Consider the following 12,825-nt stretch of genomic DNA (forward strand, 5'->3'; position numbering starts at 1 on the left):
GCCGGCTCAGACGAGGATCAGCAGCGGCTCTTCGACACGTCGCTGGAACGCCGCGAGCCACCGGGCGGCCAACGCGCCGTCGACCGCGCGATGGTCGACCGACAGGGTGCACCGCATCACGGTGGCCGCGGTGAGCGCGCCGTCCACCACGACCGGCTGCTGCGTGGCCGCGCCGACGGCGAGGATGCCCCAATGCGGCGGATTGACGATCGCTGAGAACCCGACCGTGCCGAACATGCCCAGGTTCGAGACCGTGAACGTGCCGCCCTCGATCTCGGCCTGGGTCAGCCGCTTGGCGCGGGCTCGTTCGGCCAGCCCGGCCACGGCCGCGCCGACGGCCGAGACGCTGCGCGACCCGACATCGCGCACGACAGGGGTGATCAGGCCGCCGTCGGTCGACACGGCGACTGCGACGTCGGCCCGCGTGTGGTGCAGCATGCCCGCGTCGGTCCAGGTCACGTTCGCCTCGGGCACGTCGGCGAGGGCGCCGGCCACGGCCTTCACGACGAAGTCGTTGACCGAGAGCTTCTGCGCGGCCAGCGTCGCGTTGACCTGCGCCCGCAGCGCGAGCAGCTTGTCGACGACGCATTCGGCGACGATCTGGAACTGCGGGACCGTGGCCTGACTCTCGGTGAGGCGTCGCGCGATCGCCCGCCGCATGGATGAATGCGGCACCAGGGTCGCCTCGCCGTCACCGGTCGCGCTCGCTGTCGGGGCGGCCGGGGGAATGGATGCCGGGGCCCGTAATTCAGCCACGGGCTGCGCAGCCTGTGCACGGCGCACCGCCGCGTCGACGTCACGACGGGTGATCCGCGCCTCGGGACCGGTTCCGGTCAGGCCCGCCAGATCGATGCCGTTCTCGTGGGCGGTCTTGCGCGCGATCGGGCTCGCGAACAGGCGCGCACCGGCGTCGCGCGCCGCCGGCTCTTGCGCCGCGGACTCGTCGGCCGCGGGCACGGGCGCCGACGGCGACTCGTCCGACACCGCGGCGGGCACAGCATCCGGCTCGCCCGCGGCCCCGGCGCCGGACACCAGGCCGAGCTCCTGCACGGCCTGCGCGACGTCCTCACCGGCTTCGACCAGCACCGCGATCGGGGCGCCGACTGGGGCGGCGACGCCGGCGGGCACGACGATGCGCCCCAGGGTGCCGGCCGCTTCGGCCTGGTATTCGACCGTCGCCTTGTCGGTCTCGATCTCGACGATCGCGTCGCCGACCGCGATCTCATCGCCTTCGGCGACCAGCCACGCGGCGATCGCCCCCTCGTCGGCACCGGCGAGCACACTCGGCATCCGGATGACGGTGGCCATGTCAGTTGCCCCGTCCGAAGCCGTCACGCACCCGCAACAGGGCCGCCGCGACCTCTTCGGTGCGCGCGATCGCCGCCCGCTCCAGCACCTGCGAGATGCTCGGCGACGTGCCCGAACCCGTCACGCGCTGCACCGGCTGGTCGAGCCAGTCGAAGAAGCGCCGCTGCAGCTCGTCGGCGAGCCAGGCGCCGTACGAGGTGCCGCGGGCGCCCTGCTCGACGATGAGCACGCAGTTGGTCTTGCGGATGCTCGCCCCCACCGTCTCCCAGTCGAGGCTGGCCTGATCGAGGAAGCGCAGGTCGATGAGCTCGCCGTCGACCCCGGTCTGCTCGATGGCCTCGGCGCAGTGCGCCACCATCGAGAGGTAGCTCAGCACCGTGACATCCTCACCCGACCGGCGGATCGCCGCCGTACCGAACGGCAGCTGGTAGTCGAGGTCGTCGGGGATGCCGCCCTTCTGGCCGTACAGATCGACGTGCTCGATCATCAGCACGGGATCGTCCAGGGTCAGCGCGATGTTCATCAGGCCGACGTAGTCCGCCGGCGTCGAGGCGGTCATGATCCGCCAGCCCGGGCTGGTGGCGAAGACACCGGCCGGGTCCATCGAATGCTGCGAGCCGTACCCGGTGCCCATCGCGACCTTCGTGCGCAGCACGAGCGGCACGGTGTCGGCGCCGCCGTACATGTGCCGCACCTTGCCGATCTGGTTGAACACCTGGTCCGCGGCGACCCACAGAAAGTCGGGATACATGAACTCGACGACGGGCCGGAAGCGGCCGTCGAGCGCGACCCCGCCGCCCAGGCCCACGAACGCGTTCTCGCTGATCGGCGTGCCCAGCACGCGGCCGGGATACTTCGCCGGCAGCCCCTTGGTCGCCCCGTTCGTGCCGCCGGCCAGGTGGTGCACGTCCTCGCCGAGCACGATGATGCGCGGGTCCTGCGCCATCCGGCGATCCATCACCGCCGCGACGGCGTCGATGAACTTGCCCGGGTGCGTCGCCACCGCCGCGTCGCCATCGAGGGGCTCACTGATGCGCGCGCCCTTCAGTTCGGAGAGGTCTCCGCGCACGCCGACGTCGACGAAGGCGGGGTCCGGCCACAGTTCGGGGCGGATGCGGCGCACGCCGCTCTTCGCCGCCCCCGCGTCGGGTTCGGTCAGTGCGGCGATCGCCCGCGCCACCGCGTCCTGCGCCTGCGCGCGCACGGCGGCCGAGCCGTCGGCATCCAGCACCCCGCGGCGCTGCAGCTCCGCGTCGACGCGCGCGATCGGGTCGCGCTCGCGCCACTGCGCCTCTTCGTCCTTCGTGCGGTAGCCGAACGCGCTGCCCGGGTAGGGCCCGTTCTGGTGGAAATAGCGGTACACCTGCGCCTCGATCAGTGCCGGGCCCTCGCCCGCCCGCATCCGCTGCAGCGCCTTCTGCATCACCAGATGCACGGCCAGGGGATCCATCCCGTCCACCCGCCAGGCGCGGATGCCGAACCCCGGTGCCCGTGCCGAGAGCCGCGATTCGGCGGTGACCTCGGTGACGTGAGTCGAGACGGCGTAGAGGTTGTTCTCGACGAAGAAGCACAGCGGCAGCTTCCACGCGGCGGCGAGGTTCATCGTCTCGAGCACCGAGCCGATGTTCGCGGCGCCGTCGCCGAAGTAGGTGACCGTGACGTCGCTCGACCCCGCATCCGCGGAGTGCAGCTGGCTCCATGCGTTGCCCGCCGCGAACGGCACGCCGCCGCCGACGATCGCGTTCGTGCCGAGCGCCCCGGCCTCGCGCCATTTCAGGTGCATCGAGCCGCCGCGGCCGCTGGAGAAGCCGCGCTTCAGGCCCAGGATCTCGGCGAGCGTGCGGTGCAGCAGGGTCGAGATCTCGGGGGTGACCAGTGCCTGCAGATCCAGGCCGCCGGGGGCGACGTGCTGCAGCGCCTTCGCGAGGAACTGGTGGTGGCCGCGGTGGGATCCGCTGACGGCGTCGCCGTCGCGCAGGCCGACGATGGATCCGACCGCGCCGCCCTCCTGCCCGATGCTCGAGTGGGCCGGCCCGTGCACGAGGTTCTCGCCGGCCAGCTCCAGCACACCTTCTTCGAACGCCCGGATCAGCTGCAGCTGGCCCAGCATCGTCGCCAGCAGCGCCGTGTCGGCGTTCTTCCAGTCGGCGGGTGTGCTGGCCAGCTCCTCCCACTGCGCGACCTGGCGCAGCGTGGTTGTGTGAGGCATGCGAGATCCTCCCTCATCGGCGTCTCTACCGCCCGAGTGTAGACCCGAAATGTATCCAATACAATGGCATATCACATCAATACGCGCTAATATGTGGCTATTCGTATCCATTGGAGGTGCGTTATGGCGCTGCCCGGCCTGCGCGGAACCGACCATGTCGGCTTCACCGTGCCCGATCTCGAACAGGCTCATCGGTTCTTCACCGAAATCCTCGGCTGCGACTACGTCTACTCGCTGCCCGGCATCACCCGCGACGACGACTGGATGCGCGAACACCTCAACGTGGCACCCGGCACGGCGGCCACGGCGATCCGGTTCTACCGACTCGGCCACGGGGCGAACTTCGAGGTCTTCGAATACCGCTCGCCCGATCAGCGGCAGGCGATGCCCGCGAACAGCGACGTCGGCGGCCACCACCTCGCGTTCTACGTCGACGACATCGACGCGGCGGTGCGCTACCTGCGCGACAACGGCATCCGCGTGCTCGGCGAGCCGACCGTCAGTCAGAACGCCTCGGCCGGCCAGCGCTGGGTGTACTTCCTCAGTCCGTGGGGCATGCAGTTCGAGCTGGTCAGCTTTCCGAACGGCAAGGCCTACGAGAAGGGCGCGCCGGTGCTGCTCTGGCACCCCGGGAATCCGGCCGCCTGATGGTGTCGGCGAACGCAGGCGGACCGACGGTGGAGAGCGGTCGCATCGCGACGTGGCTGCGCACCGCGATCCTCGAAGACGAGCTGACGCCCGGCACCCGCATCCGGCAGGAGGAGATCGCGACCCGGCTCGGGGTCAGCCGCATCCCGGTGCGCGAAGCGCTGCGGATGCTGGATGCCGAAGGCCTGGTGCGGATCGTGTCGAATTCGGGGGCGTGGGTGTCGCGCCTGGACCAGCGGGAGTGCTCCGAGGCGTACCGGATGCGGGAGCGGCTCGAACCCCTGCTGCTGCGGGCGAGCCTGGAACGGCTCACCGACGACGACATCGACCGGCTGGGGGAGATCGCGGCGACGATCGAACAGACCGACTCGGTGGACGAGTTCATGCGGCTCGACCGGCAGTTCCACCTGGACGGCTACGCCGCCGCGCCGCCGTCCTATCTGGGCGAGGTCGTGCTGCGGCTGTGGAACACGACGCACCACTATCGGCGCGCGTTCTCGCAGCTGACCGCCGCGCCCACCCTGCCGGCGACCCGCGACGAGCACCGGCTGCTCCTGGACGGCATCCGCCGTCGCGACCCCGCCGACGCCGAGCGCATCCTCGTCATGCACATACGCCGCACCCGCAAGGAGCTCGAGAGGCATCCGGAGATCTTCGCATGACCCCGCCCGCATCACCCACGACTCGTCATTCGGAGGCAACATCATGATCAGATCGATCAACCCGACCACCGGGCAGGTGGATTTCGAGATTGCCGCGCACACCCCGGCCGAGGTGGAGGAGCGGCTGCAGCGCGCGAGCGAGGCCGCCGCATGGCTGCGCACGCTCACGTTCGCCGAGCGGGCGCGCCTGATGAACACCAGCGCCGACGTGCTGGCATCCGATCGCGAGGACGCGGCGCGGATGATGACGACCGAGATGGGCAAACCCATCACCGCCGCCCGCGCCGAGGTCGACAAATGCGTCAAGACGATGCGGTTCTATGCCGCCCACGCCGAGCGCTTCCTCGCCGACTCGCCGGTGGACGACCCCGCGACCGTCGGCGCGACGCACGCGGCGACCCGCTGGCAGCCGCTGGGGGTCGTGCTGGCCGTGATGCCGTGGAACTATCCGCTCTGGCAGGTCATCCGCTTCGCCGCCCCCGCGCTGATGGCGGGCAACGCCGGCGTGCTCAAGCACGCCTCGAACGTGCCGCGTTCGGCCCTCTACCTCGACACGCTGTTCGAGCGCGGCGGGTTCCGCAAGGGCGCGTTCAGCACGCTGCTGATCGGCTCCGCCGACGTCGCCGCCGTCATCGAAGACCCCCGCATCGCGGCGGTCACCCTCACCGGGTCGGAGCCGGCCGGCCGCTCGGTCGCCTCGATCGCGGCGGCGCACGTGAAGAAGTCGGTGCTCGAGCTCGGTGGCTCCGACCCGTTCGTCGTGCTCGCCAGCGCCGACATCGACAAGGCGGTGCCCACCGCGGTGCTGGCCCGCACCCTCAACAACGGGCAGTCCTGCATCGCCGGCAAGCGGTTCATCGTCCACGACGCCGTCTATGACGAGTTCGCCGACAAGTTCACCCGCGCGATCGCCGCGCTGAAGATCGGCGACCCGCTCGAGGAGAGCACCGAGCTGGGCCCGCTGTCGACCGAGCGCGGCCGCGACGAACTGGCCGAACTCGTCGACGACGCCGTGCAGAAGGGCGCCCAGGTGCTCACCGGCGCCGAGCGCATCGACCGGCCCGGCTGGTACTACCCGGGCACGGTGCTGGCCGGGATCACCCCCGAGATGCGGGTGTACGGCGAGGAGGCGTTCGGGCCGGTCGCGACGCTGTACCGTGCCGTCGACAACGACGACGCGCTGCGCATCGCCAACGGCACCGAGTTCGGCCTGAGCTCGGCGGTGTGGACCGAAGACCCGGCCGAGCAGGAGCGGTTCGCGACGGAACTGCAGGCGGGGGCGGTCTTCGTCAACGGCATGAGCGCCTCGTACCCCGAGCTGCCGTTCGGCGGCGTGAAGCACTCCGGCTTCGGCCGCGAACTGTCGGCCAGCGGCATCCGCGAGTTCTGCAGCCTGAAGACGGTCTGGCAGCGCTGAGACGGGAAACGGCCCGCGACACGTCGGTCGCGGGCCGTTCCCCGGGAATCAGCGCCGGTCAGTACTGGTGCGCGACGAACAGCTCCTGCGCGGGGAACTTCGTGATGATCTGCGGGCCGTCCTCCGTGACGACGACCTCCTCCTCGATCCGTGCCGCCGAGATGCCGTCGCTGGCCGGGCAGTACGTCTCCATCGCGAAGACCATGCCGACCTGGATCTCGACCGGATGCTCCAGCGAGTTCAGGCGCGAGATGATGGGCCGCTCGTGCAGGCCCAGGCCCAGCCCGTGCGCGAACTGCAGGCCGAACGCGGCCATCTCGCTCTCGAACCCGAAGTCCTCGGCCTTGGGCAGCAGCCGGGCGATCTGGTCGGACCCGACACCCGCCTTCACGCCGCCGATGGCGCCGTCCATCCACTCGCGCGCCTGCGTGTAGGCGTCGCGCTGCACCTGGGTCGCGCTGCCGACCCCGAAGGTGCGGTAATAGCAGGTGCGGTAGCCGTTGAACGAGTGGATGATGTCGAAGAACGCCTGGTCGCCGGGGCGGATGATGCGGTCGGTGAAGTTGTGCGGATGCGGGTTGCACCGTTCGCCCGAGATGGCGTTGACCGCCTCGACCTGGTCGGAGCCGAGCTCGTAGAGGCGCTTGTTGGTCAGCGCGACGATCTCGTTCTCGCGCACGCCGGGCTTGAGCGCCTCCACGATGTCCTGGTAGACGCCGTCGACCATGGCGGCGGCCTGGTTCAGGAGCATGATCTCGTCGGCCGACTTGATCACGCGGGCGTCGAGCATGTGCTGCTGCGCGTCGGCGACCTTCAGGCCCTGCCGCTGCATCTCGAACAGGAACGGCGGCTCGACGATGTCCAGGCCCACCGGCGCGTCGGCGACGCCGAACTCGGTCAGGATCGCCTTGATCTCGGTGACGGCGTCGCGCATGAGTCCGGCATCCGGCGCGACCGCACCGCGGAAGCCGAGGAAGCCGGGCCGGTTGTTCTCGGTCGGCAGCCACGGTGAATACAGCTTGTGGTGGCGCACGGCCGAGCCGAAGTCCCACAGCATCGGCTCGTGGTCGCGGGTGATCAGCGCGTAGCGGATCATCTTGTCACCGAGCGCGCCGCCGATCCAGGTCTGCGTCGTGTAGCGGATGTTGTAGAAGTCGAACAGCAGGAACGCGCCGCAGTCGCTGGCCGCCAACGCCGCCTGGGCCCGTCCGAGCCGGTACTTGCGCAGCCGTGCGAAGTCGACCCGCTCTTCGTAGTCGACCCCCATCTGCCCGGGTGCCTGAAGAATCGTCGTCATTTACCTCACCTCGAGTCCATCGCTGACCGCCACGTCTTCCGACACGAGGTCGAGCCCCGCACCCTTCGCCACGCGCAGCAGAAGCGTGGCGAAATCCGTATCGCGATTGCCGGCGCCCGACTCGGCCGCCACGATCTGGCGGGTCGCCGAGGCGATCGGCATCGGCACGCCGAGCTCATCACCGGCGTGCAATCCGAGATCGAAGTCCTTCTGCAGCAGCGGCATCGTGAACGTCGGTCTGAAGTCGAGGTTCACGAGCGCCGGCGTCTTGTAGCGGCTGAAGACCGACCCCATCACGGAGTCGTTCAAGAAGTCGAGGAACGCCGCCCGTGAGACGCCGCCCTTCTCGGCCAGCACCGTGATCTCGGCCAGTGACTGCGTGACGACGCCGAGGAACACGTTGTGGGCGATCTTCACGAGCCGGGCGACCTCGCCCTCGCCGACGTAGGTCGCACCGCGGCCCAGCGCCAGCAGCAGCGGCTCGGCCTCGTCGAACGCGTCGCGCGGCCCCGAGGCGGCAACGGTCAGCATGCCGGCCGCCACGACCTTCGGGTTGCCGCTGACCGGCGTCGCCAGCACCGCGGTGCCGACCTTCGCGGCGGCCTCGCGCAGCTCCTGGCTGGCCTCGACCGACACGGTCGAGGAATCGCAGACGATCTTGGGGGCGGCTTTGCCGGTGAGCAGACCGTTCTCGCCGAGCATCACGGTGTGCAGATCCTTGGATGCCGAGACCATCGAGAAGACCACGTCGCGGTCGGCCAGCTCCACCGGGGTGTCCACGACGTGCGCGCCGAATTCCTGCAGCGGCTCGGCCTTGGACCGGGTGCGGTTGTACACCGTGACGTCGTACCCCTTCTCGAGCAGCCGGCGTGCGAGCTGAAAACCCATACGTCCGGTGCCCAGCCATCCGATCGTCGTCGATGTGCCAGCCATGAGCTCCTCCTTCGGCGTGCCCGATTCGCTGCGACAAAATCGCAACCGGTTGCAATCATCCTCCGCCTCGCCGGATTGGTCAAGTGCCGCGGTGAACACGGCTGGCGACACGTCGGAGATTCCCCAGCAGACTCATCAATTCAAAGAATAACCAGGTCGTAGCCCTGTTCAACGAGGTCATCCGATTCTTTAGACAAGATTCACCATCGATGCTTGACCGCAGTCATTCGGGGGAGCATAATTGCAATCGATCGCGGTCCATGGGGATTGCGGCGACAGGATTTGGACGAAGGAGTTCACATGAGCAAGGCGATACTCGACGCCATCACCGCGGACAACAGTGTGGTGCTGCTCGTCGACTTTCAGGGCTCGCTGTTCGGCGGCGTCGGCTCCGGCGATCGCGACGCGATCCACAACAGCCTGGTCGCGACGGCCAAGGCTGCGCACATCCTCGACGTTCCGGTCGTGCTGAGCTCGATCTGGGAGGGCGGCAATGGCCCCGTCATCGAAGAGGTGACGGAGCAGTTCCCCGGCCAGAAGGTCTTCGAGCGCGCCGGCCAGAGCTTCGACGCCTTCGAGGACGAGGGAGTCGCGGCCGCGGTGCGGGCGACCGGGCGCAAGAAGCTCATCGTGTCGGGGCTGTGGACGAGCATGTGCTTCGCCTACACGGCCCTGCATGGCATCGAAGAGGGCTACGAGGTGTACGGCCTGATCGACGCGGCCGGCGACTCCACGCCCGACGCACACAACTACGGTCAGGCGCGCATGTACCAGGCGGGCGTCATCCCGCTGACCTGGATGCCGCTGGTCTCGCACTGGATGCACGACTGGAACAACCCGAAGGCCGGTCAGCTGAAGGCGGAAGTGTTCGGCCGGTACGACAAGATGCTCTCCATCTAGAGCGCAGCTGCGGCTGGGCACACAACGAAGTGGGTAGAAGACATGAAAGAGAACTACGACGTGCCGGTTCTGATTGCCGGCGGCAGCCTGGTCGGCCTGACCACGTCGGCCCTGCTCGGCGATCAAGGCGTCACGAGCCTGGTCGTCGAGCGGCATCCCGGTGAGGCGATCCATCCCCGCGCGGCCCTGATGCTGCAGCGGTCGATGGAGATCTATCGCGGCATGGGGGTGGAAGACACCATGCGCGAGCGTTCGTTCCAGCAGTTCGACCCCGACGGCGCGATCATGGCCGTCGAGACCGTGGCGGGCAAGGACCTGGCCTGGTACATGACGCGCGTCAACGACGGCGTGCGCGACCTGAGTCCGTCCGAGCGGATCTTCGTGACGCAGATCGCGGTCGAACCCGTGCTGCGGGCGCGTGCCGAAGAGCTCGGCTCCGAAGTGCTCTACGGCACCGAGATGGTCGACTTCGAGCAGGATGCCGACGGGGTGACCGCGACGATCCGCAATCGCGCTTCCGGCGACGAGGCGACGGTGCGGGCGAAGTACCTGATCGCCGCCGAGGGTCCGCACAGCATGACCCGCGAGAAGCTGGGCATCACCCGCAGCGGCCACGGCTCGCTGTCCAAGAGCATCACGATCTACTTCCGCGCCGACGTCGGAAACCTGATGCGCGGGCGCAACCTGAGTGTGATCATGGTCGTGAACCCCGAGGTGCAGGGCTTCTTCCGCATCGAGAAGCCGTACGAGTCGGGCTTCCTGGTCGTGCACGGGGTCGGCGATCCGCAGAACCCGCGCACCGACCTGTGGGACGGGCTCACCGACGAGAAGTGCGTCGAGTGGGTGCGGGCGGCCCTGGGCGTGCCCGACATCCCCGTCGAGATCTACAACGTCATGAAGTGGGAGGCGACCGCGATCACCGCCGACGAGTACCGCAACGGCCGGATCTTCCTGGCCGGCGACGCCGCCCATGAGATGCCCCCGTACGGCGGATACGGCGGGAACACCGGCATCCACGACGCGCACAACCTGGCGTGGAAGATCGCGGCGGTGCTGTCCGGGGCGGCCGGCGACGACCTGCTGTCGTCGTACGAGACGGAGCGGCGCCCGGTCGGTGCGTTCACGGTGGAGCAGGGGTATTCGCGCTTCGTGGTGCGGGCCGTGACATCCCGGCTCAAGGACGGCATCGAACCGGTCGTGCCCGACGACAACATCGATCTCGGCTACCGGTACCACTCGTCGGCGATCGCGTCGACGGGGGAGGACGACGCCGTGCAGGGCAGCCCGCGCTCGTGGCGGGCCGAGCCCGGCACCCGCGCGCCGAGCTACGACCTCGTGATCGACGGCGAGAAGAAGTCGACGATCGACCTGTTCGGACACGGCTTCGTGCTGCTGACCGGTTCGGATGCCGCCGCCTGGCGGGAGTCCGGGGCGCGGGCCGCCGAACAGGTGGCGATGGGCCTGACGACCTACACGATCGATGAGTCGACCGACCCGACTCACACCTTCTGCAACGAATACGGCATCACCTCCACCGGGGCGGTGCTGGTGCGACCCGACGGCTTCGTGGTGTGGCGTGCGGTGACGGATGTCGACGCCCACCCCGACACCGTGGCGCAGACGATGCGCGCCGTGCTGGGCCTGCCGGTGTCGGATGCGGTGGCCGCCTGATCGGTGACGGGCAGACGAGAGATGGCAACGGTCGGTCTAGAATTCGCGGATGCGGAGGCCGGCCGCTGTCGTCTCTCGGTGACACACGGCGGCGCGCGGTGCGCGCCGCCGAGGAGCGATGAAGGCGGCGAACGATGATGACCAGCGACGAGAGCGCGACGACGCTGCTGACGAACGGGCGGATCTGGGCCGGGGCGGGCACCCCGCCCGGCCGGCGGGAAGAGGCGATCGCCGTCTCGGGCGGAAAGGTGCAGGCGCTGGGCACCACGCGCGAGCTGCGCGACCGGTTCGCCGGCGCCACCGAGATCGATCTGGCCGGGCGCACCGTCGTGCCGGGCCTGATCGACGGCCACAACCACGCGACCCGCGGCGGCGCGACCTGGGCTTGGGAGCTGCACTGGGCGGGACTTGCCTCGAAGGATGCGGCCCTGGACAGCATCCGGCAGGCAGCCGCCCGCGTCGGCCCGGGCCGATGGGTCACCGCGATCGGCGGCTGGCACCAGACCCAGTTCACCGGAACCTGGCTGCCCACGCGTGCCGAACTCGACCAGGCCGCGCCCGACAACCCGGTGTACGTGCAGTCGCTGTACGAGGTCGGCATCGCCAACACCGCGGCCATCGAGGCGGTCGGACTGCGTGCGGCGGCCGAGGGGCTGTCGGCGAACGCGGTGGAGCGGGACGCGAATGGCGCCCCGACCGGGGTGGTGCAGGGGCTGCCGGCCTTCACCCTGTTCCTGGCGGCGGTGGGAACCCCGACGCTCGACGAGGAGGTCGCCGGAACCCGGGCCATGGTGCGCGACTACGCCGCACTGGGCCTCGCCGGCGTGTGCGACCCGGGCGGCTTCGGCATGAGCCAGGACCGCTACGCGGCGGTGCGGCAGCTGCAGCGCAGCGGCGGCCTGAACATGCGCATGCGGCTGTTCGCCTCGGCGACAACGCCCGGCGACGAAGTGCGCCAGGTGGACGACTGGCTGACCGGGCTGCACGACGAGGTCGACGACGACTGGCTGCGCATGCTCGGCATCGGCGAGGTCGTGCATTTCGGCTGCCACGACTTCGAGGGTCTCGACGATTTCGAGATCACGGATGCGTCCCGCGACACCCTGCAGCAGATCAGCGGCACCGTCGCCGCACACGGGGTGCCCATGCACATCCATGCCGTCATGGACGACAGCATCGGCATCATCCTGGACTGCTGGGAGGCGGTGGACCGCGTCACTCCGATCGGCGGCCTGCGCTTCTCGTTCGCCCACGTCGACCGGATCAGCCCGCGCAACATCGCCCGCGCGAAGGCGCTCGGCGTCGGCGTCGTCGTCGACGCGCGCCTGGCCTTCCGCTCCGCGGCGTCGCAGGCCGTGTGGGGCGCGGAGCCGCTGCACACCGCGCCGCCGCTGCACGACATCGTGTCGGCCGGGCTGCCCCTGGGGGTCGGGTCGGATGCGACCCGCGCCTCGTCACACAACCCGTGGCTCTCGTCCTGGTGGTTCATCGCGGGGCGGTCGCTGGACGGGACGTCGCAGCGCGACGGCATCCACCTGCTCGACCGCGAGCGCACTCTGATCGCCCAGACCGCCGGCAACGCGTGGTTCTCGTTCGAGGAGGACCGCCGCGGCGCGCTGCGGCCGGGGTGGTGGTCGGACCTCGCCGTGCTCAGCGATGACTACTTCACGATGCCCGAGGACGAGATCCGCGGCCTGCACTCCGAGCTGACCCTGGTCGGCGACCGGATCGCCTTCTCGTCAGGGGAAGTGACCGACCCGGCCTGAGCGGGCGCAGTCAG

At 69.6% G+C, this 12,825-nt stretch carries 10 protein-coding genes; 6 read left to right on the forward strand and 4 right to left on the reverse strand.

The features are described 5' to 3' along the window. Positions 1-6: 6 nt before the first annotated feature. Both ABD705_RS02120 and ABD705_RS02125 read right to left on the reverse strand, forming a co-directional pair. Positions 7-1,308, reverse strand: coding sequence for a 2-oxo acid dehydrogenase subunit E2 (locus ABD705_RS02120; protein ID WP_344780021.1), 1,302 nt, complete (start codon positions 1,306-1,308; stop codon positions 7-9). A gap of 1 nt (position 1,309) precedes the next feature. After that, the gene (locus ABD705_RS02125) at positions 1,310-3,517 is read right to left on the reverse strand and encodes an alpha-ketoacid dehydrogenase subunit alpha/beta (RefSeq protein WP_344780023.1); all 2,208 of its coding nucleotides are present in this window, start codon (positions 3,515-3,517) and stop codon (positions 1,310-1,312) included. A gap of 123 nt (positions 3,518-3,640) precedes the next feature. Here ABD705_RS02125 and ABD705_RS02130 point away from each other — a divergent pair, with 123 nt between their 5' ends. From ABD705_RS02130 to ABD705_RS02140, 3 genes are read left to right on the forward strand one after another with little or no spacing between them, the layout of a single operon-like run. Beyond that, complete coding sequence (locus ABD705_RS02130) at positions 3,641-4,165, forward strand: VOC family protein (protein WP_344780025.1); 525 nt, start codon at positions 3,641-3,643, stop codon at positions 4,163-4,165. 29 nt (positions 4,166-4,194) lie between these two features. After that, a complete protein-coding gene (locus tag ABD705_RS02135; protein WP_344780027.1) occupies positions 4,195-4,827 on the forward strand; it encodes a GntR family transcriptional regulator in 633 nt (210 codons plus the stop codon). Between the two features lie 43 nt (positions 4,828-4,870). Next, entirely contained in the window at positions 4,871-6,244 is a 1,374-nt protein-coding gene (locus tag ABD705_RS02140; protein ID WP_344780029.1) for an aldehyde dehydrogenase family protein, read from the forward strand. Positions 6,245-6,302: 58 nt separating this feature from the next. Here ABD705_RS02140 and ABD705_RS02145 read toward each other — a convergent pair whose 3' ends face one another. Both ABD705_RS02145 and ABD705_RS02150 read right to left on the reverse strand, forming a co-directional pair. Then, positions 6,303-7,541 carry a M24 family metallopeptidase gene (locus ABD705_RS02145; protein WP_344780031.1) on the reverse strand — a complete coding sequence of 413 codons (1,239 nt, stop codon included), beginning with the start codon at positions 7,539-7,541 and terminating at the stop codon, positions 6,303-6,305. Continuing rightward, positions 7,542-8,474 (reverse strand): NAD(P)-dependent oxidoreductase, encoded by a 933-nt coding sequence (locus tag ABD705_RS02150; protein WP_344780033.1) that lies wholly within the window; start codon positions 8,472-8,474, stop codon positions 7,542-7,544. Between the two features lie 300 nt (positions 8,475-8,774). Between ABD705_RS02150 and ABD705_RS02155 the strand changes: the two genes are divergently transcribed. From ABD705_RS02155 to ABD705_RS02165, 3 genes are all read left to right on the forward strand, one after another. Next, the gene (locus tag ABD705_RS02155; RefSeq protein ID WP_344780035.1) at positions 8,775-9,374 is read left to right on the forward strand and encodes an isochorismatase family protein; all 600 of its coding nucleotides are present in this window, start codon (positions 8,775-8,777) and stop codon (positions 9,372-9,374) included. Positions 9,375-9,434: 60 nt separating this feature from the next. After that, entirely contained in the window at positions 9,435-11,045 is a 1,611-nt protein-coding gene (locus ABD705_RS02160; RefSeq protein WP_344780037.1) for an FAD-dependent monooxygenase, read from the forward strand. Between the two features lie 134 nt (positions 11,046-11,179). Next, positions 11,180-12,811 carry an amidohydrolase gene (locus ABD705_RS02165; RefSeq protein ID WP_344780039.1) on the forward strand — a complete coding sequence of 544 codons (1,632 nt, stop codon included), beginning with the start codon at positions 11,180-11,182 and terminating at the stop codon, positions 12,809-12,811. The last annotated feature ends 14 nt before the right edge of the window (positions 12,812-12,825 follow it).

Source organism: Microbacterium kribbense (assembly GCF_039537285.1).
Taxonomy (GTDB): domain Bacteria; phylum Actinomycetota; class Actinomycetes; order Actinomycetales; family Microbacteriaceae; genus Microbacterium; species Microbacterium kribbense.

Bases quoted from the DNA above. Each gene is read 5' to 3' on its own strand.
- ABD705_RS02120 (WP_344780021.1), bottom strand. From the start codon at position 1,308: ATGGCCACCGTCATCCGGATGCCGAGTGTGCTCGCCGGTGCCGACGAG.
- ABD705_RS02125 (WP_344780023.1), bottom strand. From the start codon at position 3,517: ATGCCTCACACAACCACGCTGCGCCAGGTCGCGCAGTGGGAGGAGCTG.
- ABD705_RS02130 (WP_344780025.1), top strand. From the start codon at position 3,641: ATGGCGCTGCCCGGCCTGCGCGGAACCGACCATGTCGGCTTCACCGTG.
- ABD705_RS02140 (WP_344780029.1), top strand. From the start codon at position 4,871: ATGATCAGATCGATCAACCCGACCACCGGGCAGGTGGATTTCGAGATT.
- ABD705_RS02145 (WP_344780031.1), bottom strand. From the start codon at position 7,541: ATGACGACGATTCTTCAGGCACCCGGGCAGATGGGGGTCGACTACGAA.
- ABD705_RS02150 (WP_344780033.1), bottom strand. From the start codon at position 8,474: ATGGCTGGCACATCGACGACGATCGGATGGCTGGGCACCGGACGTATG.
- ABD705_RS02155 (WP_344780035.1), top strand. From the start codon at position 8,775: ATGAGCAAGGCGATACTCGACGCCATCACCGCGGACAACAGTGTGGTG.
- ABD705_RS02165 (WP_344780039.1), top strand. From the start codon at position 11,180: ATGATGACCAGCGACGAGAGCGCGACGACGCTGCTGACGAACGGGCGG.